The sequence below is a fragment of the Streptomyces sp. NPDC051315 genome (genome assembly GCF_044455165.1).
In the GTDB taxonomy this organism is placed as follows: Bacteria; Actinomycetota; Actinomycetes; order Streptomycetales; family Streptomycetaceae; genus Streptomyces.
This window is the reverse complement of record NZ_JBITEN010000006.1, coordinates 276816-299161: the sequence shown is the minus strand read 5'-3', so window position 1 is coordinate 299161 and position 22346 is coordinate 276816. Positions and strand designations below refer to the sequence as shown.

Here is a 22346-nt window from a genome sequence, read left to right as displayed (position 1 = left end):
AGGTACGGCGGTCAGCCCTTGACCGCGCCGAGCATCACGCCGGAGACGAAGTAGCGCTGCACGAACGGGTACACACAGAGGATGGGCAGCGAGGTCAGCACGATCGTGACGGCCTGGATGTTCGCCCCGACCTGGCTGAGCTGCGCGTCGGCCGCGCCGGCGTTGCCGCCGGTGGTGGCGCCGGAGATGAGGTTGCGCAGATAGACGGTGGCCGGCATCAGCTCCGACCTGTCCATGTAGAGGAAGGCGCTGAACCAGGAGTTCCAGAAGGCCACCGAGTAGAAGAGCACCATCGTCGCGACGACCGCCTTGGACAGCGGCAGCACGATGCGCAGCAGGACGCCGTAGGTGTTCAGGCCGTCGATCTGCGCGGCCTCCTCCAGGTCGGCCGGCAGGCTCTCGAAGAACGCCTTCATCACCAGGAGGTTGAAGACGCTGACGGCGTTCGGGAGCGCGATCGCCCAGACGCTGTTCTTCAGGCCGAGGCTGGTGATCAGGACGTAGTTCGGGATGAGACCGCCGGTGAAGAACATGGTGAAGACGGCGACGCCGACCAGGAAGCCGCGGCCCCGGAGGTGCTTCTTCGACAGGACGTAGGCGTAACACGTCGTCAGGACCATCGCGACGACGGTGGCCACGACCGTGTAGAGCACGGTGTTGCCGTAGTTCCGCCAGAACATCGAGTCCTGGACCACGATCTCGTACGTGGTGAGGTTGAACCCCTTGGGCCACAACGTGACGTCACCGGCGCGGATCTGCCGCTCCCCGCTGAACGAGCGGGCGATGATGTTGACGAAGGGGTACAGGGTCACGACCACGACCAGGGTGAGGATCACCCCGTTGATCCCCTGGAAGACGCGGTAGCCGCGCGTGGGCCGGTCGACGCTCACCACAGGCTGGTCCCCACCGTGCGACGGGAGAGCTGGTTGGCGGACGTGATCAGGACCAGCCCGATGATCGCCTCGAACAGGCCGATGGCGGCGGCGTAGCTGAAGCTGTTGGACTCGACGCCCGTGCGGTACAGGTAGGTGGAGATCACATCGGCGGTCGGATACGTCAGCGGGTTGTACAGCAGCAGGACCTTCTCGAAGCCGACCGCCATGAAGGTGCCGATGTTGAGGATCAGCAACGTGATCATGGTGGGACGGATGCCGGGCAGCGTCACGTGCCGGATCTGCTGCCAGCGGTTGGCGCCGTCGATGCGCGCGGCCTCGTAGAGCTCCTCGTCGATGGTGGTGAGCGCGGCGAGGTAGAGGATGGTGCCCCAGCCCGCGGTCTGCCAGATCTCCGAGCCGACGTAGATCGTGCGGAACCACTCGGGTTCCTGGACGAAACGGATCGGATCGTGGCCGACCCAGCCCAGGATGTGGTTGACCGGCCCGTCGGTGGCGAGCATCTGCATCGTGATCCCCGCGACGATCACGATCGACAGGAAGTGCGGCAGGTACGACACCGACTGCACGAACCGTTTGAGCGAGCGCCTGCGCACCTCGTTGAGCAGCAGCGCCAGGACGATCGGGATGGGGAAGCAGAAGACCAGCGTGAGTCCCCCGAGCCACAGGGTGTTGCGGAAGACCTGCCAGAAGGTGGGGTCGGTGAGGAACATGCGCACATAGCGCAGCCCCACCCACTGCTCGCCGAAGATCGAACCGCCCGGCTCGAAGCGCCGGAAGGCGATCACGTTGCCGATCATCGGCAGATAGCGGAAGACCACGAAGAACAGCAACGGCAGCACGGCCAGCGAGTAGAGCTGCCAGTCGCGGCGCAGCGCCCGCCGCCAGCCGGGGCGCGCGGGCGGGCGCGCGGGGCCGTGCCGGGTCTTCGGCGGTGGTTCCTGGGTGCCTGGTGGCGGGGCCGACGTGGTGGAGGTGCTCATGCTCGGGCCTCCCGGGGCGTCTGTGAAACGCTCGATCTCAAGACGCTCCCGTGTGGCGCGCCTCGAAACTTTCGTGCCCTTACCGGTAACTCTGCGGCAACGTAAGGGCACACGGAAAGCGCTGTCAATGGGTGCTGCACGGCGGACTGATGGGACAGGACAGGCGTTGAAACCGACGAAGAGCGGGGTAGGACCGAAGCGTTGAGTGCTACCGTCCTCCGCAAGTTTCCGAAGTGCGTGCGCAACGATCGATCGCCCCCCGACCTGCGAGGTGACGTCCGTGCCCGCGTTCGACCTGCCGCTGCCGGAGCTGGAACGCCACCGCCCCGACCCCGACGAGCCCGCCGACTTCGACGTGTTCTGGCGGGACACCCTGGAGGCGGCCGGACAGCAGGAGCCCCTGGTGTCGGTCCGCCCCGTCGAGAGCGGTCTGCGCCTGACGAAGACCTGGGACGTCACCTTCCGGGGCTTCGCGGGCGACCCGGTCCGGGCCTGGTTCAGCCTCCCCGCGGGAGCGCGCGAGCCCCTCCCGGCGGTCGTCGAGTACATCGGCTACGGCCGCGGCCGAGGGTTCCCGCACGAACGGCTGACCTGGGTGAACGCCGGCTACGCACACCTGCTGATGGACAACCGGGGCCAGGGCGACCAGTACGGCGACGGCGGCGCCACCCCCGACCCGCACGCCACCGTCCCCGGCGGCCCCGGCCCGGCCGTCCGCGGTCTGCTCGCCCCGCACGCCTACCACTACCGCCGGCTGATCACGGACGCGGTGCGCGCCGTGACCGCGGTCCGCGCGCTACCGGGCGTGGACGCGGCGCGCACCGCCGTCGTGGGCAACAGCCAGGGCGGCGGACTCGCGCTCGCCGTCGCGGGCCTGGTGCCCGACCTGGCCGCGGCCCTGATCACGGCCCCGCTGCTGTGCGGCATCCGCCGCGCCCTGGAACTCACCGACGCGGGCCCCTACGGCGAGATCGCCACGTACCTCTCGGTCCACCGCGGCACCGAACAGGCCGCCTACCGCACCCTCTCCTACGTCGAGGGCGTCTCCTTCGCCCGCCGCGCCCACGCCCCGGCCCACTTCGGCACCGGGTTGCGGGACACGGTCTGCCCGCCGAGCGGGGCGTACGCGGCGTTCAACCGGTACGGGGAGTCCAGGGGCGGGGGCGTGCGGAAGGAGATGCACGCGTATCCGTACAACGGGCACGAGGGGGGCGAGGGGGAGCAGGTGAGGAGGCAACTCGGCTGGTTGCGGACGGTGTGGGAGGGCCTGGGGGACGGATGAGGGTTCGGGTGCGGGGAAGGAGGGGGGCGGCTCACGTCCGTCGAGCCCCTCGACGCCCGCGACGGTGAGCCGCCGGCGCCGGACGCCCTCCGCGCGGCTCCGGGACGCGCCCTGCGCGGGACGGGGGCTCAGGGATCCGGGACGGCGGACTCGGGGCCCCGGTACAGCGGACCCGGGACCCCGGGACGGGCGACTCAGGTCCCGCGACAGCGAACCCCGGCTTCCGGAGCCGCCGCCGGGCCCGGGACGCCGCGCCGGCCGGCTCGCGGACCCGGCGGGCGTGTGGCGCTCCGCCCGCCGGGTCCGCCCGGGACGGCCGTCGGTCAGCCGACCCGGCAGGGAAGGCTCGTGGTGCTGTCGCCGCCGGAACCGGAGACGACGTATCCGAACGTCGCGCTCCGGCCCGGACTCAGCGAGCCGTTCCAGTTGGCGTTGTGGACCATCACCGCCTGTCCGTTGTAGGTGGCGTTGCCGCTCCACAGGCTGTCGACCTTCTGGCCGGCGGGCAGGGTCCAGTCGACCATCCAGCCGAGCATCGGCACGTCACCGGAGTTGGTGACGGTCACCTCGGACTGGTAGCCGCCGTTCCAGCTGCCGGTCGTCTTCCGGGTGGCCGTGCAGGTGCCGGGGACGGGCTCGGTCGGGTTGCCCGGCTCGTGGATGCCGGTCACCTCGCCGTTGCCGCCGTCGAAGACGACGTCGGAGCAGGAGTAGAAGGTCTCCTGGCTGTCGGAGCGCTGCCAGACCATGTAGATGATGTGGCGCCCCGACTTGCCGGCGGGGAGCTTGCCGGCCCAGGAGTAGTCGGCCTCGACCGTGCCCGGGCTGCCGTTGAGCGGCGGGTGGTCGACGGAGAGGAAGGGCTGGTCCTCGATGTCGTTCCAGGTGAGGGTCCGGGTGGGGTCGAAGCCGTCCTTCGTGATGTAGACGTAGAACCAACCCGGGTGCGCGGCCCAGGCGTTGTAGGAGAAGTCGACCGTCGCGCCCGAGGTGAGGTGGGTGAGCGGCCAGTCGTTGCGGGGGGCGTCGAAGCCGGTGAAGTTGGTGTTGCCGCCGCTGCACAGCTGCCCGTCGGGCACGAAGCCGCGGGTGCGGCCGGCGCCGTCGGAGCGCAGCACCGAGAACCAGTTGTAGAACGGCGTGGTCCCGCTGACCTGCTGGGCGTTCTTGCAGGCCGGGTTGACGGGCTTGATCTCGCCGGTGTCGGTCAGACCGTCCTGCCAGCACAGGAAGGTGCGGCTGCCGGGCTTCATGGGTGTGCCGTGGGCCTCGGCCCTGCCGCCGGTCGTGACGATCAGGCCGAGGGCGGGGACGGCTGCGAGGAGGGAGACGAGGACGAGGAGGAGGGCCTTGGTGCGTAACCCTGTTCCTGTTTTTGCCATGATCATGACAGATCGCATGGCGGGATCCGTCCTTCCGTGTACGGACCGTGCGGGTAAGGGGTGCGGGCGGTGCGAGAAGGAGTGCGGGTGGCGCGGAAGGCGGGGTGGGGCGGGCGATGAGTCCGCGTGAAGCGGGAGCGTTCCCGGGGCGGGTTCCGGTCCACCGGTATGGGAGCGCTCCCACCCCACCTGTGGCGGAAGATAGCGCCGCGCGGAGCACTTGTAAACGGGCTCGGTACGGTCTGCTGGGGAAGCACGGGCGAGTCGCTGGGGGGCACGGGCGAGTCGCTCGAAGACTCACGGCGGGCTCCCGGGGGCAGCCCGGGCCCGGAGCTCACCCCACCGATGCCCGGGAGACCCGCCTTCCCGCGTCCGCTCCCGTCTCCGTCAGGAGCGGCAGCTCGACCGTGAACTCCGTGCGGCCCGGTTCGCTGCGTACCTCGACACGGCCGCCGTGGGCCGTGGTGACCGCGGCGGCGACGGCCAGGCCGAGGCCCGAGCCCGAGTCCGACGAGGTGCGGGCGCGGGAGGTGTCGGCGCGGGTGAAGCGTTCGAAGACCGTCGGGAGGAGGGCGGGTGGGATGCCGGGGCCGTCGTCCCGGACGCGGAGGGCGCACAGGCCGGCCCGTGTCTCCACCACCGCGGTCACCCTCGTGCCCGCGGGCGTGTGCACCCGCGCGTTGGTCAGCAGGTGGGCCACCACCTGGCGCAGGCGGGCGGCGTCGCCGAGTACCAGCGGCGGGGCGTCCGGGCGCAGGTCCAGCCGCCAGTCGTGACCGTCGTCGGCGGTGCGCGCGTCCCGGACGGCCTGCGCGACCAGGGCCGCCAGGTCGACCGCGGCGGAGTGCGGCGGGCGGCCCTCGTCCAGGCGGGCCAGCAGGAGCAGGTCCTCGACCAGGCGCGTCATCCGGGCCGATTCGGCGCAGACCCGCCGCCAGGCGAGCCGTGGCTCGATCACGTCCGTGCCGCGGTTCATCAGTTCCGCGTATCCGGCGATGGAGGCGAGCGGGGTGCGCAGTTCGTGGCTGGCGTCGGCGAGGAAGCGGCGCATGCGTTCCTCGCCGTGCCGGCGGGCGGTGAGCGAGGACTCGACGTGGTCGATCACGCGGTTGAGGGCGGCGCCGACCTGGCCGGTCTCGCTGTCCGGGTCGGTGTCGCGCTCGGGGACGCGCGGGAGAACGGTGACCTCGCCGTGGCCCAGGGGTGCCCGGGAGACCTCCGCCGCGGTGGCGGCGACCCGGGCGAGGGGGCGCAGCTGTCGTCGTACCACCAGGGCGCAGGCGCCGCCGGCGACCGTCAGGCCGGCCGCCGCGACCGCCGTCTCGGCCGCCATCATCGTGCCGATCATGTCCTGGACGTCGTCCATCGGCAGGCCGGTCAGGACGCGGACGCCGTCGCCGTCGAGCACGGTGACGCGGTACGTGCCCAGGCCGGGGACCGTACGGGTGTGCAGGGCGCCGTCGGTTCCGAGGCCGGAGAGGGCCGCGGTCTGGGCGTCCGTCAGGTTCCGCGGCGGGGCGTCCGGGCCGGCCGTCGCCGCCGCCGCGAGGATCGTGCCGTCCGTACCGAGTCGGGCGGCGAGCAGGCCGGCGGGATGGACACCGTCGTCGAGGAAGGTCAGGCCCGGGTGGAGCGAGGCGCCGCCCAGGCTGCGGTGGGCGGCGTCGGTGACGCGCTCGTCGAGGTCGCCCAGCAGGTAGGCGCGCTGGACGAGGACGGTGGTGAGGGCCATCGCCGCGCAGACGGCGACGAGGGCGGCGCCGACGAAGAGCAGCAGGCGGGTGCGCAGGGAGCCGCCGCGCGGACGGGCCCGTCCATCCGGCACGCCTGACCGCTTCGGCACGCGCGGGCTCATCTCCCGCCCTCCCCCGGGCGGATCGCGGCCCCCCGCCCCACCTCGCGGGGCACGTCGGTGAGCGTGGTCCGGTCGTCGGCGACGAACACGCGGACACGACCGGTTCGGGACCTGGGGGCAGTCATGTCCCGATTCTGTCCCGGTCGGCTGGGGGGACTCTGTGATCCACCTGAGGGTGGGTCATGACCTGGGACGAACACGGCGAAGGGACGTGAACGAGCGCGGCCACGGGGGCGCGGACCGAGCACGGCCATGGGCACCCGGACCGGGCACCCCCCGGGGCCCGGGCCGGGCACGGCGGAGGGCCGCACCCCCGTCACCGGGGATGCGGCCCTCGACTGCCCTGCCGGGCCGCCCGCCTGACCGCTTACTTGCGGATCAGGTTGCGCAGCACGTACTGCATGATGCCGCCGTTGCGGTAGTAGTCGGCCTCACCGGGGGTGTCGATGCGGACGACCGCGTCGAACTCGACACCCGTGTCGGTGGTCACCTTGACCGTGCGGGGCGTGGTGCCCTCGTTCAGCTCGGTGACGCCGGAGATGGAGAACGTCTCCTCGCCGGTCAGGCCGAGGGACGCGGCGGACTGGCCCTCCGGGAACTGGAGCGGCAGCACGCCCATGCCGATGAGGTTCGAGCGGTGGATGCGCTCGTACGACTCGGCGATGACGGCCTTGACGCCGAGGAGGGCCGTGCCCTTGGCCGCCCAGTCACGGGACGAGCCGGAGCCGTACTCCTTGCCCGCGAGCACGACGAGCGGGATGCCCTGCTCGATGTAGTTGCGGGAGGCGTCGTAGATGAAGGAGACGGGGCCGCCGTCCTGCGTGAAGTCGCGGGTGTAGCCGCCCTCGGTGCCCGGCGCGATCTGGTTGCGCAGGCGGATGTTGGCGAACGTACCGCGGATCATGACCTCGTGGTTGCCTCGGCGGGAGCCGTAGGAGTTGAAGTCACGACGCTCCACACCGTGCTCGGTGAGGTACTTGCCGGCCGGGGTGTCGGCCTTGATGGCGCCGGCCGGGGAGATGTGGTCGGTGGTGACCGAGTCGCCCAGCTTGGCGAGGACGCGGGCGCCCGTGATGTCGGAGACCGGGGTGGTCTCCATCGTCATGCCCTCGAAGTACGGGGGCTTGCGGACGTACGTCGACTGCGGGTCCCACTCGAAGGTGTTGCCGGTCGGGATCGGCAGCGCCTGCCACTGGGCGTCGCCCGCGAAGACGTCGGAGTAGGACTTGTTGAACATGTCCTCGCCGATGGCGTTCGCCACGACGTCGTTGACCTCGGCCTCGGAGGGCCAGATGTCCTTCAGGTAGACCGGGTTGCCGTCCTGGTCGGCACCCAGGGCGTCCTTGGTGATGTCCACCTTCATGGAGCCGGCGAGGGCGTACGCGACGACCAGCGGCGGGGAGGCCAGGTAGTTCATCTTGACGTCGGGGTTGATCCGGCCCTCGAAGTTCCGGTTGCCGGAGAGGACCGAGGTGACCGCGAGGTCGTGGTCGTTGACGGCCTTGGAGACCTCCTCCGGCAGCGGGCCGGAGTTGCCGATGCAGGTGGTGCAGCCGTAGCCGACGAGGTTGAAGCCGACCTTGTCGAGGTACGGGGTGAGGCCCGCCTTGTCGAAGTAGTCGGTGACGACCTTCGAACCCGGGGCGAGGGTGGTCTTGACCCACGGCTTGCGGGTCAGGCCCTTCTCCACGGCCTTCTTCGCGACGAGCGCGGCGGCGACCATGACGTACGGGTTGGAGGTGTTGGTGCAGGAGGTGATGGCGGCGACCGTCACGGCACCGTGGTCGATCTCGTACGTCGAGCCGTCGGGGGCGGTGACGGTGACCGGGTTGGACGGGACGGCGGCACCGGTGCCCTCGGCGTGCTGCGGGGCGCCCGCGCCGTTCTCCTGGTGGCCGTAGGCCGGGGCGTCGGAGGCCGGGAAGGACTCGTCGCTCGCCTCGTCCACCGGGGAGGCGGCGGTGCCGGCCTGCACGGTCGGGACCTCGACGTAGTTGAGGACGTCCTTGGCGAACTGCTGGGCGGCCTCGGCCAGGACGATGCGGTCCTGCGGGCGCTTCGGGCCGGCGATGGACGGGACGACCGTCGACAGGTCCAGCTCGAGCTTCTCGGAGAAGTCCGGCTCGGCCTTCGGGTCCAGCCAGAGACCCTGCTCCTTGGCGTACGCCTCGACGAGCGCGAGCTGCTGCTCGGAGCGGCCGGTGAGCTTCAGGTACTTGATGGTCTCGTCGTCGATCGGGAAGATCGCGGCGGTGGAGCCGAACTCCGGCGACATGTTGCCGATGGTGGCGCGGTTGGCGAGGGAGGTGGCGGCCACGCCCTCGCCGTAGAACTCGACGAACTTGCCGACGACACCGTGCTTGCGCAGCATCTCGGTGATGGTCAGCACCAGGTCGGTGGCGGTGGTGCCGGGCTTCAGCTCACCGGTCAGCTTGAAGCCGACGACGCGCGGGATGAGCATCGAGACCGGCTGGCCGAGCATCGCGGCCTCGGCCTCGATGCCGCCGACGCCCCAGCCGAGGACGCCGAGACCGTTGACCATGGTGGTGTGCGAGTCGGTGCCGACGAGGGTGTCGGGGTACGCCTGGCCGTTGCGGACCATCACGGTCCGGGCCAGGTGCTCGATGTTCACCTGGTGGACGATGCCGGTGCCGGGGGGTACGACCTTGAACTCGTCGAACGCGGTCTGGCCCCAGCGCAGGAACTGGTAGCGCTCCTTGTTGCGGCCGTACTCCAGCTCGACGTTCTGGGCGAAGGCGTCGTTGGTGCCGAACTTGTCGGCGATGACGGAGTGGTCGATGACCAGCTCGGCCGGGGCCAGCGGGTTGATCTTCGCCGGGTCTCCGCCGAGCTCCTTGACGGCCTCACGCATGGTGGCGAGGTCGACGACACAGGGAACGCCGGTGAAGTCCTGCATGATCACGCGGGCCGGCGTGAACTGGATCTCCTGGCTGGGCTGGGCCTGCGAGTCCCAGTTGCCGAGGGCGCGGATGTGGTCGGCGGTGATGTTCGCGCCGTCCTCCGTGCGGAGCAGGTTCTCCAGCAGGACCTTGAGGCTGTACGGCAGCCGGGCCGAGCCCTCCACCTTGTCCAGCCGGAAGATCTCGTACGACTCGTCGCCCACCTGCAGCGTGCTGCGGGCGTCGAAGCTGTTCGCCGACACGACAGTCTCCTTCATTGATGTGCGCGTACCACCGCATCCTGCCGCCACGCGAGCTTGGCCGATCCGCTAAGGTAAGGCTAAGTTAGGTCACCCTTACTGGAGTGGTGGCTGCGGTGCGCCTCGGCAGATATCTCGATGTCGAGATAACTCTAGTACATGGGGGCTGGTTGGTCATGCCCGGGCCGCCCGCGGCACCCCTGGAACCGCGGCGGGAGGGCCTCCGGCGGCAGTCGGCGGGACGCCGCGTCGCCGCGCCGCAGGGGCGGCCACACACCGACACCAAGGAGGCGAGGCCCGCACGCCGGGAAGCCGGCCGCCGCGCCACCGGGACCGCCGCACGGGACGCCGGACGGGTCAAGGCCCTCACACCGGGGAGCGGTTGAGGCCGCGCCGGACCGGGACACGGCCATGGGGCGGCCGAGCCGGGGTAGACGAGTGCGGACGGGACATTCCCCGAGCACCAGCCGACCGACGAAGGAGGCCCGATGCCCCTCACCTTCCGCAAGAGCTTCCGGATCCTGCCCGGCGTGCGCCTGAACATCAACCGGCGCTCCTGGTCCATCACCACCGGAGGCGGCAGCCACGGCCCGCGCCACACGCACAGCAGCACCGGACGCCGTACGACATCGGTTGATTTGCCCGGACCTTTCGGGTGGCGTCGTACCCGTACCGCCAAACGTCGTTGACGGAACGTCACCCGAACGGCCCCCCCGAGAGGTGCCATCTCATATCTGAGATAACCTCAACCCCATGGCAGACGACTACCTCGTACGCATCGGCAGGCTCATCCGTGACGCCCGGCAGCACCGGGGCTGGACACAGGCGCAGCTGGCCGAGGCGCTCGGAACCAGCCAGAGTGCCGTCAACCGCATCGAGCGCGGCAACCAGAACATCAGCCTTGAGATGATCGCTCGGATCGGTGAGGCGCTGGACAGTGAGATCGTCTCGCTGGGTTACGCGGGGCCGATGCATCTGCGGGTCGTGGGCGGTCGGCGGCTGTCCGGCTCCATCGACGTCAAGACGAGCAAGAACGCGTGCGTGGCCCTGCTGTGCGCCTCGCTGCTCAACCAGGGGCGCACGGTGCTGCGCCGGGTCGCCCGCATCGAGGAGGTCTACCGCCTCCTGGAGGTGCTGAACTCGATCGGCGTCCGGACGCGGTGGGTCAACGGCGGTGTCGACCTGGAGCTCGTGCCGCCGGCCGAGCTGGACATGGGCTCGATCGACGCCGAGGCCGCCGTCCGCACGCGGTCCATCATCATGTTCTTCGGCCCGCTGCTGCACCGCATGGACCACTTCAAGCTGCCGTACGCCGGCGGCTGCGACCTCGGGACGCGGACCATCGAGCCGCACATGATCGCGCTGCGCCGGTTCGGGCTGGACATCGCCGCGACGGAGGGGCAGTACCACGCCGTCGTCGACCGCTCCGTCCGCCCGGACCGCCCGATCGTCCTGACCGAGCGCGGCGACACGGTCACCGAGAACGCGCTGCTGGCCGCCGCCCGCCACGACGGCGTCACGGTCATCCGCAACGCCTCCTCCAACTACATGGTCCAGGACCTGTGCTTCTTCCTGGAGGCGCTCGGCGTCAAGGTCGAGGGCATCGGCACCACCACGCTCACCGTGCACGGTGTGCCGCACATCGACGTCGACGTCGACTACTCCCCCTCCGAGGACCCGGTCGAGGCGATGAGCCTGCTCGCCGCCGCCGTCGTCACGGAGTCGGAGCTGACGGTGCGCCGGGTGCCGATCGAGTTCCTGGAGATCGAGCTGGCCGTGCTGGAGGAGATGGGCCTCGACCACGACCGCACACCCGAGTACGTCGCCGACAACGGCCGTACGCGGCTGGTGGACCTGACCGTGCGGCCCTCCAAGCTGGAGGCGCCGATCGACAAGATCCACCCGATGCCTTTCCCCGGCCTGAACATCGACAACGTGCCCTTCTTCGCGGCCATCGCGGCGGTCGCCCAGGGCAAGACCCTGATCCACGACTGGGTCTACGACAACCGCGCGATCTACCTCACGGACCTCAACCGTCTCGGCGGACGACTCCAACTCCTGGACCCGCACCGGGTGTTGGTGGAGGGCCCGACGCGCTGGCGCGCCGCCGAGATGATGTGCCCGCCGGCCCTGCGCCCCGCGGTCGTCGTCCTGCTGGCGATGATGGCGGCGGAGGGCACGTCCGTGCTGCGCAACGTGTACGTCATCAACCGGGGCTACGAGGACCTGGCGGAGCGGCTGAACTCGATCGGGGCGCAGATCGAGATCTTCCGGGACATCTGACCGGCGGGTGCCGCCGCCCCCGTGTCCGGCCCGCATGAATGCGCGTCGGACAGGGGCGGCGGCGCCTCTCGCACTTCTCCGGGACGTGGGGCCCGACCAGGCTTCGGCCCGCCGTCCGGGCTGTGCGAGGACCGCGTCGGCGGCGCTGCCGCGTGCGCGCCGCTGAGTCGCTCGCCACGGGCCGTGGCTCGTCCCGGGGCCGGTTCAATGGACGCCCGGCACTTCTCCGCCCGTAGGGCGGCCGCAGGTCGGCGACCTGCCTCCGGCAGCGTGAGCGCGTGCCGGCCGACGGCGCGCGTTCACAGGGTTAGGCCTGGGCAGGCCGGGAACGCGGGGCACGGCACGACCCCGAGGCGAGGCCGGTACCGCGATGACCGAGTACGAACGTTCACGCACGATGTCCGCACAGCCCGAGCACGTCTTCGACCAGGCCGCGGACGTCGGCCAACTGGACACCTGGCTGCCGGAAGCCCTGCACGTGGAGGCCGGAGACCTGCCTGCCGTCACCGTGCACGAGGACCGCACCGACGAGGACACCTCCGCTCTGCTGCGTGCCCGGCGCGAGCAGATGCGGCTCGAATGGGGCACCCGAGACCAGGGCGGCTACACGGGATGGCTCCAGGTCGCCGGCCTCGGTGGCGACGTCAGTGAGGTGACGGTGCACCTGTCGTTCTTCGACGACAGCCACGATCCCGGCGAGAAGGCCGTCCGCGACGCCTTGGACACCAGTCTCCAGCGCCTGGAGGAGCGGGTGCGGCTGCGCGTCGGCCACGAGGGCGGCTGACCGCGGGCCGGGCACGCCATGGCACGCGTCAAGCGGTACGCCGTCGCGGCGTCCGGGCAGTGGACCGACGAGGAGGAGGGCCGGCGTCGCCTTCCGGCCGGTGAGGTGCACGCCTGGACGCCGGGCCGGAACGAGACCGTCTGCGGACTGTCCCTCAGCCGCTCCGAACTGGTCCGCTTCCCGCACGTCGGCTGGCCGGACACCTTCCCGGAGTCCGGCGGCGCGGCGGACCGGGTGCGGCGTCAGTGCCCGCGCTGCGCCGCGGTCGCCGGACGCCGTGATCGTGACATGCGCCCACGGCGGCACCGAGGGCGTCCGGGAGACAGGCGCACCGGCCCCTCCCCGAAGTGACCGGCGTTCCGGGTGGCGCGAGCGGACCCGACCACGACCGAGCGGACGCGACACGTTCACGCCGCGCGCACGTCCTCGCCGGACGGGGGAACGCGATAACGCGCCAGCGGAATGCGGAGAAGCCGCGATGCCCGCAGGAAGGCCGGAATGCATCGGCGAATATGGGCGTTTCGACCGGCATGCGGATGGGTAAATTTCGGGCCCCTCACCCCGGCCCGCCGGAGTTCGAAAAGCGGGTAAAGTTTCGAGGACAAGCCGGGCATTTTCGGCCATTCCTCGCGAACGTCCTCTCGTCGCACAAGCCAGCGATCAGGTATCACTAATTCGACATATCGCTGTCGAAAAACGTGAACTACGGGGGGTTCCATGTGCTGTCGCCGTGCGCTCAGAAACGTTCCGCCGCCCGGTTTCCCGCCATTCGCCGAGCGGGTGTGAGGCCGTGTTGCAGCGTGACATCGAAGTGAAACTGCTGCGCACCCTCCTGGCCGTCGTCAACGAGGACGGTTTCTCCCGCGCCGCGCAGTCGCTGCACGTGACACAGCCGACCGTGAGCCAGCAGATTCAGCGGCTGGAAAGCATCATTCAAGCGCCGTTGTTCCAGCGCACCAAACGTCCCTTACTGCTCACCCCGGCCGGCCGCGAACTCGTGGCGCACGCCCGCCGGGTGATCCTTCTCAACAACGAAGTGCTCAACAAAGTGTCGGCCATCCGCAGCCAGGAATCATTCAGCATGGGCTGTTCGATCCACTTCGCCGACGGATTACGCACCATGCTCACCCAGCTGGCCCTCGAACGGCCGCATGTGCGGTGTTCCACGGTCACCGGCGTCAGCGCCGCACTCGCCGACCAGGTCGCCGCCGGCGAACTGGAGGCGGCCCTGCTGCTGGGCACGGAGACGCCGCGCTGCGACATGCTCGGGCGGCTGCGCCTCGGCTGGTTCGGACACGTCCCGGTCGGTCCGGGCGAACGCGTTCCCATCGCGCTCACCGGCGACCGCTCGGCACTGAGCATCCGGATCGTCGAGACGCTCGCCGAGCACGGGATCGCCTGGCGCTCCGCGGTGTGGAGCTCGGACCCGCTGGCGGTCCGGGCGGCCGTACAGGCGGGTCTGGCCTACACCGCGCTGGACGAGACCGCCCACGACACCCATCCCGAACTGCGGCCCGCCCCGCCGGGAGCGCTGGGCCCGGCACCCGCGCCCCTGCCGGTCTACCTGGCCTTCTCGCCCACGGTGCACCCGTCCGTCGTCGACGCCGCCCGTGCCGCGGCCCGCGCCGTCCTCGAGGGCGCCCCGCTCTCCCCGCCCTGACCGGTCCCCACGCGAACCGGGCGCCCCGGCCTCCCGCACGGCCACCCACCGCGCCCGACGGCACACCGCCGTCCGCGACGGCGGGGCATCCGACAGCCGCGCCCGCCACGACGGCGGGGCCTCCGACGGCCGCGCCCGGACACCGGCCGGGGGAGGTACCGGTGGTGGGCGCCGCCGTCGGAGGCCGTCCCGGGGGAGGCGGGTCAGTAGGAACTCCGGGCGGCGCCGCGCGCCGCCAGCTTGGGGCCGTAGGGGGCGGAGTCCAGCCACGCGCCCGCCCTGAGCCCGGCGGTGGCCACGGCGGCCGCGGCCCGCTGGCGCAGCCAGAGCGAGGGCCGGTGCGCCAGCATGTGCTCCAGCGCCGCGCTGGCGCACGCCCGGTTGTAGGCCGCCGCCTCCTTGCGCTCCTCGGCGAACCGCGCGACCGCCGCGCCGGCGCCCGCGCCTTTGCGCTCCAGGGCCTCGACCACCGCGTCCACCGCCCGCACGGCGTCGGGGATGCTGGAGTTCATGCCGCGGGCCCCGAACGGCGCGAACAGGTGGGAGGCCTCGCCGGTGAGCAGCACCCGGTGGTGGGCGTCGGTGAACCGGGCGGCCACCTGCTGGGCGAACCGGTAGGTCGACACCCACGTCACCCGCTCCCCGTACGCCTCCGGCAGGACCCTGGGGATCCAGCGGCGCAGGCCCTCCGGGGAGACGTACCGCTCGGGGTCGTCGTGGAGCAGCAGGTTGAGGTCGACCCGCCAGCCGCCCGCGAAGGGCACGGTCAGCACGTTGCGGCCGCCGACCCGGGGATGCCGGTAGTGGAAGACCCGCTCGATCGGCATCGGGTGGTCGGGGTCGTCCTCGAGGTCGACCACCACGAAGGTGTTCTGCGAGCGCGGCCCCTCCAGCGGGCTGCCGATCGCGGACCGCAGGACCGAGCGCGACCCGTCGGCCGCGATCACGTAGTCCGCGAGCCACTCACCGCCCGCGGCGTCCGTGAGCCGCACCCCGTCGGGCGTGGACTCGGCGGACGCCACCTCCACGCCGAAGCGGAACTCCACCCCGGCCTTGCGGCAGGCGGTGGCCATCAGGTCCTCGGTGATCACCTGCGGCAGGCTGGTGAAGGGCGGCAGTCCGTCGCGCGCCGACGGCGGGTAGGTGCGGGTGTAGACCTCCTTGCCGGCCCAGTACGACCGCTTGGTCGCCCACATCAGGCCACGGCCGGCGATCTCGTGCCCGAGGCCGGGGCTGAGCCGCTCCAGCTCGCGCAGTGAGGCGCCGTGCAGGTAGGCGGCGCGGCTGCCGGGCCGTACCGAGTCCTCCGTACGGCGTTCCAGGACGACCGCGGGCAGGCCGGCCGCGCGCAGGGCCAGGGCGGCGCTCAGGCCGGCCGGGCCGGCGCCCGCCACCAGGACCGGGTGGCGGGACGTCGTACCGGGACGGGGCTGTGCGCTCATGCCGCCTCCTTGGCGAGGTGGAGCGTGTCGGAGGTGAAGGAGACGATGCGGCCGTCGAGGCCGCCGGTGAGGGCGGCGTGCCAGAGCGCCGTACGGATCACGTCGGGGTCGCGGCGCAGCACGATCTCGTCTTCGCCGGTGCTGAGTTCGACGTAGTCGCCGGTGTGCCGGACGGCCATGCCGGCGGCCTGTGCGGTGTGGACCACGGGTTCGAACTCCGGCACGTCGAGGACGTACAGGGTCAGGCTCACCCCTCCACCTCCGTGTCCTTGCGGACGATTTCCTTCCGGATGAGTTCCGCCTTGCGCTGCCACAGCGCCTCGACCGTGGGCCGCGGGGACTCCGCCACGTCGGCGAGGGCGCGGACCGTCAGTTCCGCGTCCCGGGCGTCGATGCCGGACATCTCGCGCAGCGGGCGGGTGATCTCCAGCTGGATGCCGTTGGGGTCGTCGAAGTAGATCGACTCGATGAGCTCGTGGGCCAGGGGGCGGGTGACGCGCACGCCGTGCGCCTTGAGGCGGTCGCGCCAGGCGTGCAGTTCCTCCTCGGTGTCGACGTGGAAGGCGAGGTGCCGGGAGCGGTGCATGAGGTCGCTGGGGGCGTCCTCCTCCGGCAGGCCGAAGTAGTAGAAGAACGCGATGCGGTTGCCCGCGCCCATGTCGAAGAAGAAGTGGACGAAGTCCGGGTAGTCCTCGGTGACCCAGCCGGTCGCGGTGATCGCGTGCAGCAGGGGCATGCCGAGGGCCTGGGTGTAGAACTCGACGGTCGCGCGCGGCTTCCAGGTGACGAAGGCCAGGTGGTCGACCCCGTCGACGCGCAGGCCGGGCAGGCCGGCCCGGGGACGGGCGGACGGTGATGCGGTTGCCAATGCTCCTCCTGGGATGGGGAACTCCACGGGCAGGACGGCGGGGCGCCGCACGTCGACGGGGTCGGCGGGGGTCAGTTCGGGGAACGCCCCCGCAGCCCCGTGCCGGCGATCAGCGCTCCGAGCAGCAGGGTCACGCCGCCGACGACCAGCGCCCAGCGGGTGCCGTCGGCGTTGGTCGCGGACAGGTTGAGGATCACGCCGAGGACGGCGACACCGAGGGAGGCGCCGACCTGGCGGGCGGAGTTGAGCGCGCCGGCGCCGATGCCGGCCAGCTCGGTCGGAACGGAGCTCGCCATGCCGGCGACCAGCGCGGGCAGGGCGAAGGAGACACCGAAGCCGAAGGCCAGCAGACCGACCACGGTGGCCGTCAGCGCGAGCGCGGAGTCGTCGGTGAACGGCGCCTGGAGCAGCGCGCCGAGCCCCATGAGGACGAAACCGGTGGTCGCGGGGCGGCGCGGGCCGATCCGGCCGACCAGGCGGCCGGTGTAGATGGGGTTGAAGGCGGTGGGCAGGGTCAGCGGCAGGAACGCCAGGCCGGCGCTGAAGGAGGAGTAGCCGCGGCTCTCCTGGAAGTACAGCGACAGCACGAACAGCAGGCCGGACAGGCCGAAGTTGGCGAGCAGGCCGGCGCCGAGCGCGGCGGAGAAGCCCCGGCTGCGGAACATGCGCAGCGGCAGCATCGCCGCGTCCCCGGCCTTCGACTCGGCGACGAGGAACACGACGGCCGCGACCGCCGTCACCACGAAGGCGCCCACCACCAGTCCCCCGCCCCAGCCCTTGTCCGGGCCCTCGATCAGCGCGTAGACCAGGGCGCCCAGCGCGATCACGGCGCTGAGCTGGCCGGTGACGTCGAGGCCGCTGCGCTGCTTGCGGGCGGTCTCGGGGGCCATCCGCACGGTGATGACGAGACTGACCAGCGCCAGCGGGACGTTGATGAGGAAGATGGCGCGCCAGCCGACGCTGTCGGTGAGGGCGCCGCCGACCAGGGGTCCGGCCGCGAGCGCCGCACCGGTGATCGCCGCCCAGTTGCCGACGGCGCGGGCGCGGTCGGCGGGATCGGTGTAGGCGTTGGTGATCACGGCGAGGGAGGCGGGCAGCAGCAGCGCGCCGGCCACGCCGAGCGCGAGGCGCAGCACGACCAGGGCCTCCAGGGTCGTCGCGGCGGCCGAGACGCCGGACAGCACGCCGAAGGTCACCAGGCCCCAGAGGAAGATCCGGCGGCCGCCGTAGCGGTCGGACAGCCAGCCGGCGGTGAGCAGCAGGGCGGCGAAGGTGATGGTGTAGCCGTTGGTGACCCACTGCAGACCACTGAGCCCGACGCCGAGGTCACTGGAGATGGCGGGCAGCGCCACCGAGACGATCGTCATGTCCAGCAGGACCATGAAGTAGCCGAGCGAGAGGCCGATCAGCAAGGTCCGGGAGGGCTTGTCGGTTCGTGCCGGTGCGACGGAAGCCCGTTGCGGTTCCGCCTGCGTCGACATGTTTTCTCCTTCGTTTCAGTTTCGCGAATTCGCCGCTACGAGCGGGGTAGTTGGGAGCGGCACGAACCATTCAAGCGGACCGGAAAGGCGAATTGCCGCTGGTGACGGCGGGAATGCCCTATGGGTAACATCGGCTCAGCCGATCGTTCAGCAAGGGGGCCACGGAGTCGTGGAGTTACGGCATCTTCGGACGTTCGAGACGGTCGCCAGGACGCTCAGCGTCACGCAGGCGGCGAAGGAGTTGCACTACGCGCAGTCCAGCGTCAGCGACCAGATCCAGGCGCTGGAGCGCGACCTGGGCGTGGAGTTGCTGGACCGCTCGCAGCGGCGGGTACGGCTGACGCCGCAGGGGGTGGCGCTGGCGGAGTACACCGAGCGCATCCTCAAGCTGCTGGAGGAGGCGCGCTGGGCGGTCTCCCGGCCCGGCTCGGAGGTCGCGGTCGGCGCGCTGGAGACGGTCGGGCTGAACCTGCTGCCCGGGGTGCTCTCGCGCTACCGGTCGCTGTATCCGGAGGCGCGGGTGCGGGTGGCCCAGGACAACCGGGGGGCGCTGTACGGGGCGGTGCGCCGGGGTGACCTGGACGTGTGCCTGACCTTCGGCGAACCACCGCGGGACGCCGGCCTGCGGGCCGAGACGCTGGCGGAGGAGCCGCTGGTGGTCATCGCCCCGCCGGAGCACCCGCTGGCCGCACGCGGCCGGGCCGGTCTCGCGGAGCTGTCCGCGGAACCGTTCCTCGCCACCGAACGCGGCTGCGGGTTCCGGGAGATGTACGACGGTGTCTTCGCGGGCCCCGCCGGGTCCGCCGCGAAGGAGCCGGTCGCGGAGGTGTCCAGCATCGGCACGCTCGGGGCGTGCGTGGCGGCCGGCATGGGTCTGGCGCTGCTGCCGTCCCTCGCGGTGCGCGCCCAGGCCGAGCGGGGCGAGGTCGCGGTCGTCCGGGTCGACGACGCCGACCTCAGCACGCCGGTCACGATGACGTGGCTGGACCGCAACTCCTCCAACCCCAACCTGGTGGGGCTGCAGACGGTGCTGCGCAAGCAGCTCGGGGGCTGAGCCGGCGGTCATCGCGCGGGCTCCCCCACCGGCTCGGTCGGGCGGCGGTCCGGCCGAGGGGCGAGCGGGGGCAGCGCGATCGCCCTCAGCCGGGCGCGGGCGATCTTGCCGGTGACGGTGGTCGGCAGCCGGTCCACGAGCACGAGCTGCTCGGGCAGCTTGTACGTGGCGAGTCCCTTGCGGGACAGGTGCACGGTCACCTCGTCCAGGGTCAGGCGGGCGCCCTCGCGCAGGGCGGCGAGCAGGCAGCCGCGCTGACCGAGCCGGGGGTCGGGCCGGCCCACCACGGCGTGCTGCGCCAGCTGCGGCAGGTCGTTGAGGAGTTCCTCGACCTCCAGCGCGCTGAACTTCAGGCCGCCGCGGTTGATCAGCTCGTCGGCGCGGCCCCGGTAGACGACGGCCCCGTCCGCGTCCAGCGCGGCCAGGTCACCGGAGCGCAGCCAGCCGTCGGGGGTGAGCGCCGCGGCGGTCTGTTCGGGGGCCCGGTAGTAGGCGGTGAACATGTAGGGGCTGCGGTACTGGAGTTCGCCGGTCTCACCGGGGGCGGCGGGGTCGCCGTCCCGGTTCAGCACCCGGACCTCGGCACCGGACGCCGGCCGGCCGATGGTGAACGCGGCCTCGGGCGGGTCGTCGGGCCGGGTGTAGGTACCGGCGCCGACCTCCGTCATCCCCCACTGCACGACGAGCCGCGCGCCCAGCGTCCGCCGTACTCCGTCGGCGAGTTCACGGGGCACGGGCGCGCCGCCGGTGCGGACCTCCCGCAGGGCGGGGCGGGGCCGCTCCCGGACGTCACTGTCCTCGCCGTCCGCCCACAGGGCGAGCAGGTCGCGCAGTTGCGCGGGCACCGCGAAGGCGGCGGTGGCCCCGGCGGCGGCCAGTGTCCCGGCGAACCGCCGCGGCTCCCACCCGTCGAAGAGTCCGACGGCTCCCCCCGTCACCAGCGCGAGATGCACCGACAGCAGTCCGAAGGCGTGGCTGAGGGGACTCGCGGAGACGATCGTGTCCCCCGCCCCGAGCCCGCCGTCCCGTGCGACGGCCGCCGCGTTGCCGAGCAGCCCGCCATGGCTGTGCACGCACAGTTTCGGCCGCTGCGAGGTGGTCCCGGAGGACGCGAGCAGCACCAGAGGGGCACGGGGGTCCGCGGGCGGGGCCGGCAACTCCCCGCCCGGCTCCTCGTCGAACAGCTCGCGCAGATCGGGCAGCCCGGCGGTGGGGGTACGGGGCGTGCCGGTGGGGGCGGGCGCGAGCAGCGCGGTGGAGACGTACGGGGGCGGGGCGTCGGCGGTGGGCGCCGAGGTGGGGGTGCCGGCGATCGGCGCGGAGGCGAGGGTGCCTGTGGCGGGCGCCGAGGTGGGGGTGCCCGCAGCGGGGGTGCCCGTCGTGCTCAGCCACACGTGCCGTAGGGAAGGGCACCGCTCCCGCACCGTGAGGACCTCCCCCACGCGGTCGTGGCCGCGGCTGACGGCGCGGGCCGCCAGGCCGATGGCGCCGGACTGGTCGATCAGGGCCTGGGCCTCGCGGGTGCCGTAGGCGGAGTGCAGGGGGAGCAGGAGGACGCCGAGGCGGGCGGTGGCCGCGTGGAGCACCACCAGCTCCCAGGAGTTGGGCAGTTGCGCCGCCAGGACGTCCCCGGCCCGGAACCCGCGCCGCCACAGGGCGCCGGCGGTCCGTTCGGCCTGGTGCAGGCAGTCCTGCCAGGTCCGCCATCGGCCGCCGTCCCACAGGGCGGGCGTGGTGCGGCGGGCGGCGGCGCGTTCCAGTGCTTCGGGGAACGTGAGGAACGCCGGCGGGGATTCCGTGGAGTGTGCGGGAGCGTTCACGAGGAAACCTCCGTTTACGGCAGAGCGAAACGGTCACTGCCTTGCGACACCGGATTCTGTGCGGCCCCGGAATGGATCGTCCAGCGAACGCCGATAAGGAATCGTGATCCCGCTCCCGACGGCCGGCGCCGATAACGAATCCCTATGCAGGCCGTTCCGGAGGGGCGCGGGTGCGACTTTTCCGGCACCCCGCCTCCGCTGTTCGGTCCCCCCGATGGGTCTCATCGGCACCACCGAATTGCAACCTGGTCGCGCGATGCCCTTCCGTACGGGAAATCAGCCCCGGCAACCGGTAAGGAATATCAATAGAGAAATCCCGGACTCCGTTTCCACAAAGGCGTCGAGCGGAGGCTCCGGCACTGATCGGCTGCTCCGATGACGGTCATCGAGAAGGTCGAACGCACACCGTTTCCCCTGTTCAGCGGCGTCCAACGGATGGCCGCACGCCGTTTTGCGGCCATCCGCCGCCGCATCTCAGCAAATCGCTCTTGCCCGATCGTCGAAGACCGACACAGAATTCCGTCGGCCCTGATGCAGGAGGTGTCAATGGCCTTCGTTCATTCCTCTGGCGAAACCCAGGAAAAAACGCTGCCGTCCGACGTATCGGCCGACGGATCTCCCGATTTTTCGGCCGACGCGTTAACCGGGGGCGGCGTATTCTCCGACACCGATGTGCGCCGGCTGGACGAGACGATCCGGGAGGCCCGCTTCGCGTCCGAGGCCCCGGTCTCCTCGCTGCTCTCGCCGGTCACCCCCCACGGCACGGCGGTCTCCCTCGCGGAACGGGACTGCCTGTTCGACCACTGCGCTGTCCTGCTCTTCCCCACCACGCTCGAGGCCGGCCTGCACGAGCTGGAGCGGGCCGGCCTGGCGCCCCTGCCGGCGGTGCCGAGCACCGTGGTCCGGGGCCGGCTGAGCGCCCGCCACGGGCTCGACCCGGTCCGGTGCGAGGTCCACATCACGCGCCTGCGTCTGGATCTGCCGGACGGGCGCCGCCACCCCGCGGTCGAGGTCTTCCTCTTCCCGCGCGACAGCCACGCGTTCGACGCGCGGATCGAGGAGTCGGAGGCCGCGCACGGCTTCGAGAACCACACCGCGTTCGTCGTCCGCCGACCGACCGGCCCACTGCTGCGCCGGCTCGTCACCGCCTGGCACACCGAGGCCGGACTGCTGTGGGAGGGCGGCGGTCACAACCCGCGCGAGGGCGGCCCGGACGGCTCGACGGTCCTGTACTTCGTGCGGGACGCCGCGCGACCCGCGCACCGGCGCCGGTTCGAACTGCACTGCTCCGGCGACCTGCGCGCCGTCACCGCCGCCCTCCCCCGCCAGGACGACGCCGTACGCCGCGCCTACGCCGCCTGGCCGGCCGTCACCCGCACCACCGCCTGAGACCGGCGCG

At 71.7% G+C, this 22346-nt stretch carries 18 protein-coding genes; 8 read left to right on the top strand and 10 right to left on the bottom strand.

All coding sequences use genetic code 11. The features are described 5' to 3' along the window. Positions 1–11: 11 nt before the first annotated feature. Both ACIBBD_RS14755 and ACIBBD_RS14750 read right to left on the bottom strand, forming a co-directional pair. Positions 12–893, bottom strand: a complete 882-nt coding sequence (locus ACIBBD_RS14755; protein ID WP_399419749.1) for a carbohydrate ABC transporter permease — start codon at positions 891–893, stop codon at positions 12–14. After that, entirely contained in the window at positions 887–1876 is a 990-nt protein-coding gene (locus ACIBBD_RS14750; protein WP_399419748.1) for an ABC transporter permease, read from the bottom strand. The genes ACIBBD_RS14755 and ACIBBD_RS14750 overlap by 7 nt, the downstream gene beginning before the upstream one ends. A gap of 280 nt (positions 1877–2156) precedes the next feature. Between ACIBBD_RS14750 and ACIBBD_RS14745 the strand changes: the two genes are divergently transcribed. Then, the gene (locus tag ACIBBD_RS14745) at positions 2157–3158 is read left to right on the top strand and encodes an acetylxylan esterase (protein ID WP_399419747.1); all 1002 of its coding nucleotides are present in this window, start codon (positions 2157–2159) and stop codon (positions 3156–3158) included. A gap of 323 nt (positions 3159–3481) precedes the next feature. On the opposite strand, the gene ACIBBD_RS14740 is transcribed toward ACIBBD_RS14745, so the two are convergent. From ACIBBD_RS14740 to ACIBBD_RS14730, 3 genes are all read right to left on the bottom strand, one after another. Then, positions 3482–4558, bottom strand: a complete 1077-nt coding sequence (locus tag ACIBBD_RS14740; protein ID WP_399419746.1) for a lytic polysaccharide monooxygenase — start codon at positions 4556–4558, stop codon at positions 3482–3484. A 316-nt stretch (positions 4559–4874) separates the two neighbouring features. Further along, positions 4875–6272 (bottom strand): sensor histidine kinase, encoded by a 1398-nt coding sequence (locus ACIBBD_RS14735; protein ID WP_399419820.1) that lies wholly within the window; start codon positions 6270–6272, stop codon positions 4875–4877. A gap of 490 nt (positions 6273–6762) precedes the next feature. After that, positions 6763–9558, bottom strand: a complete 2796-nt coding sequence (locus ACIBBD_RS14730) for an aconitate hydratase (protein ID WP_399419745.1) — start codon at positions 9556–9558, stop codon at positions 6763–6765. Between the two features lie 485 nt (positions 9559–10043). Here ACIBBD_RS14730 and ACIBBD_RS14725 point away from each other — a divergent pair, with 485 nt between their 5' ends. The 5 genes from ACIBBD_RS14725 to ACIBBD_RS14705 all read left to right on the top strand — a co-directional run bounded on the left by ACIBBD_RS14725 (position 10044) and on the right by ACIBBD_RS14705 (position 14282). Next, entirely contained in the window at positions 10044–10244 is a 201-nt protein-coding gene (locus ACIBBD_RS14725) for a DUF4236 domain-containing protein (RefSeq protein WP_399419744.1), read from the top strand. Positions 10245–10308: 64 nt separating this feature from the next. Further along, entirely contained in the window at positions 10309–11838 is a 1530-nt protein-coding gene (locus tag ACIBBD_RS14720) for a helix-turn-helix domain-containing protein (RefSeq protein ID WP_399419743.1), read from the top strand. A gap of 370 nt (positions 11839–12208) precedes the next feature. Further along, a complete protein-coding gene (locus tag ACIBBD_RS14715; RefSeq protein ID WP_399419742.1) occupies positions 12209–12622 on the top strand; it encodes an SRPBCC family protein in 414 nt (137 codons plus the stop codon). An 18-nt stretch (positions 12623–12640) separates the two neighbouring features. After that, the gene (locus ACIBBD_RS14710) at positions 12641–12973 is read left to right on the top strand and encodes a hypothetical protein (RefSeq protein WP_399419741.1); all 333 of its coding nucleotides are present in this window, start codon (positions 12641–12643) and stop codon (positions 12971–12973) included. A gap of 439 nt (positions 12974–13412) precedes the next feature. After that, on the top strand, positions 13413–14282 hold the full coding sequence (locus tag ACIBBD_RS14705) for a LysR family transcriptional regulator (RefSeq protein WP_399419740.1): 870 nt from the start codon (positions 13413–13415) through the stop codon (positions 14280–14282). A 203-nt stretch (positions 14283–14485) separates the two neighbouring features. Here the strand turns inward: ACIBBD_RS14705 and ACIBBD_RS14700 are convergent, their stop codons facing one another. From ACIBBD_RS14700 to ACIBBD_RS14685, 4 genes are all read right to left on the bottom strand, one after another. Continuing rightward, positions 14486–15724 carry an FAD-dependent monooxygenase gene (locus tag ACIBBD_RS14700; protein WP_399419739.1) on the bottom strand — a complete coding sequence of 413 codons (1239 nt, stop codon included), beginning with the start codon at positions 15722–15724 and terminating at the stop codon, positions 14486–14488. Next, the gene (locus ACIBBD_RS14695) at positions 15721–15975 is read right to left on the bottom strand and encodes a hypothetical protein (RefSeq protein ID WP_399419738.1); all 255 of its coding nucleotides are present in this window, start codon (positions 15973–15975) and stop codon (positions 15721–15723) included. Before ACIBBD_RS14695 ends, ACIBBD_RS14700 begins: the two co-directional genes overlap by 4 nt. After that, positions 15972–16592: a VOC family protein gene (locus ACIBBD_RS14690; protein WP_399419737.1), complete on the bottom strand. Its 621-nt coding sequence runs from the start codon at positions 16590–16592 to the stop codon at positions 15972–15974. The genes ACIBBD_RS14695 and ACIBBD_RS14690 overlap by 4 nt, the downstream gene beginning before the upstream one ends. 71 nt (positions 16593–16663) lie before the next feature. Then, entirely contained in the window at positions 16664–18073 is a 1410-nt protein-coding gene (locus tag ACIBBD_RS14685; protein ID WP_399419736.1) for an MFS transporter, read from the bottom strand. Positions 18074–18242: 169 nt separating this feature from the next. On the opposite strand from ACIBBD_RS14685, the gene ACIBBD_RS14680 reads away from it, so the two are divergent. Further along, positions 18243–19127: a LysR family transcriptional regulator gene (locus ACIBBD_RS14680; RefSeq protein WP_399419735.1), complete on the top strand. Its 885-nt coding sequence runs from the start codon at positions 18243–18245 to the stop codon at positions 19125–19127. Positions 19128–19135: 8 nt separating this feature from the next. On the opposite strand, the gene ACIBBD_RS14675 is transcribed toward ACIBBD_RS14680, so the two are convergent. After that, positions 19136–20947: an AMP-binding protein gene (locus ACIBBD_RS14675; RefSeq protein WP_399419734.1), complete on the bottom strand. Its 1812-nt coding sequence runs from the start codon at positions 20945–20947 to the stop codon at positions 19136–19138. Between the two features lie 672 nt (positions 20948–21619). Here ACIBBD_RS14675 and ACIBBD_RS14670 point away from each other — a divergent pair. Beyond that, a complete protein-coding gene (locus ACIBBD_RS14670) occupies positions 21620–22336 on the top strand; it encodes a hypothetical protein (protein ID WP_399419733.1) in 717 nt (238 codons plus the stop codon). Positions 22337–22346: the final 10 nt, after the last annotated feature.

Excerpts from the sequence above, each read along its gene's own strand:
- ACIBBD_RS14750 (WP_399419748.1), bottom strand. The coding sequence starts at position 1,876 with ATGAGCACCTCCACCACGTCGGCCCCGCCACCAGGCACCCAGGAACCA.
- ACIBBD_RS14740 (WP_399419746.1), bottom strand. The coding sequence starts at position 4,558 with ATGCGATCTGTCATGATCATGGCAAAAACAGGAACAGGGTTACGCACC.
- ACIBBD_RS14735 (WP_399419820.1), bottom strand. The coding sequence starts at position 6,272 with ATGGCCCTCACCACCGTCCTCGTCCAGCGCGCCTACCTGCTGGGCGAC.
- ACIBBD_RS14725 (WP_399419744.1), top strand. The coding sequence starts at position 10,044 with ATGCCCCTCACCTTCCGCAAGAGCTTCCGGATCCTGCCCGGCGTGCGC.
- ACIBBD_RS14720 (WP_399419743.1), top strand. The coding sequence starts at position 10,309 with ATGGCAGACGACTACCTCGTACGCATCGGCAGGCTCATCCGTGACGCC.
- ACIBBD_RS14715 (WP_399419742.1), top strand. The coding sequence starts at position 12,209 with ATGACCGAGTACGAACGTTCACGCACGATGTCCGCACAGCCCGAGCAC.
- ACIBBD_RS14710 (WP_399419741.1), top strand. The coding sequence starts at position 12,641 with ATGGCACGCGTCAAGCGGTACGCCGTCGCGGCGTCCGGGCAGTGGACC.
- ACIBBD_RS14700 (WP_399419739.1), bottom strand. The coding sequence starts at position 15,724 with ATGAGCGCACAGCCCCGTCCCGGTACGACGTCCCGCCACCCGGTCCTG.
- ACIBBD_RS14685 (WP_399419736.1), bottom strand. The coding sequence starts at position 18,073 with ATGTCGACGCAGGCGGAACCGCAACGGGCTTCCGTCGCACCGGCACGA.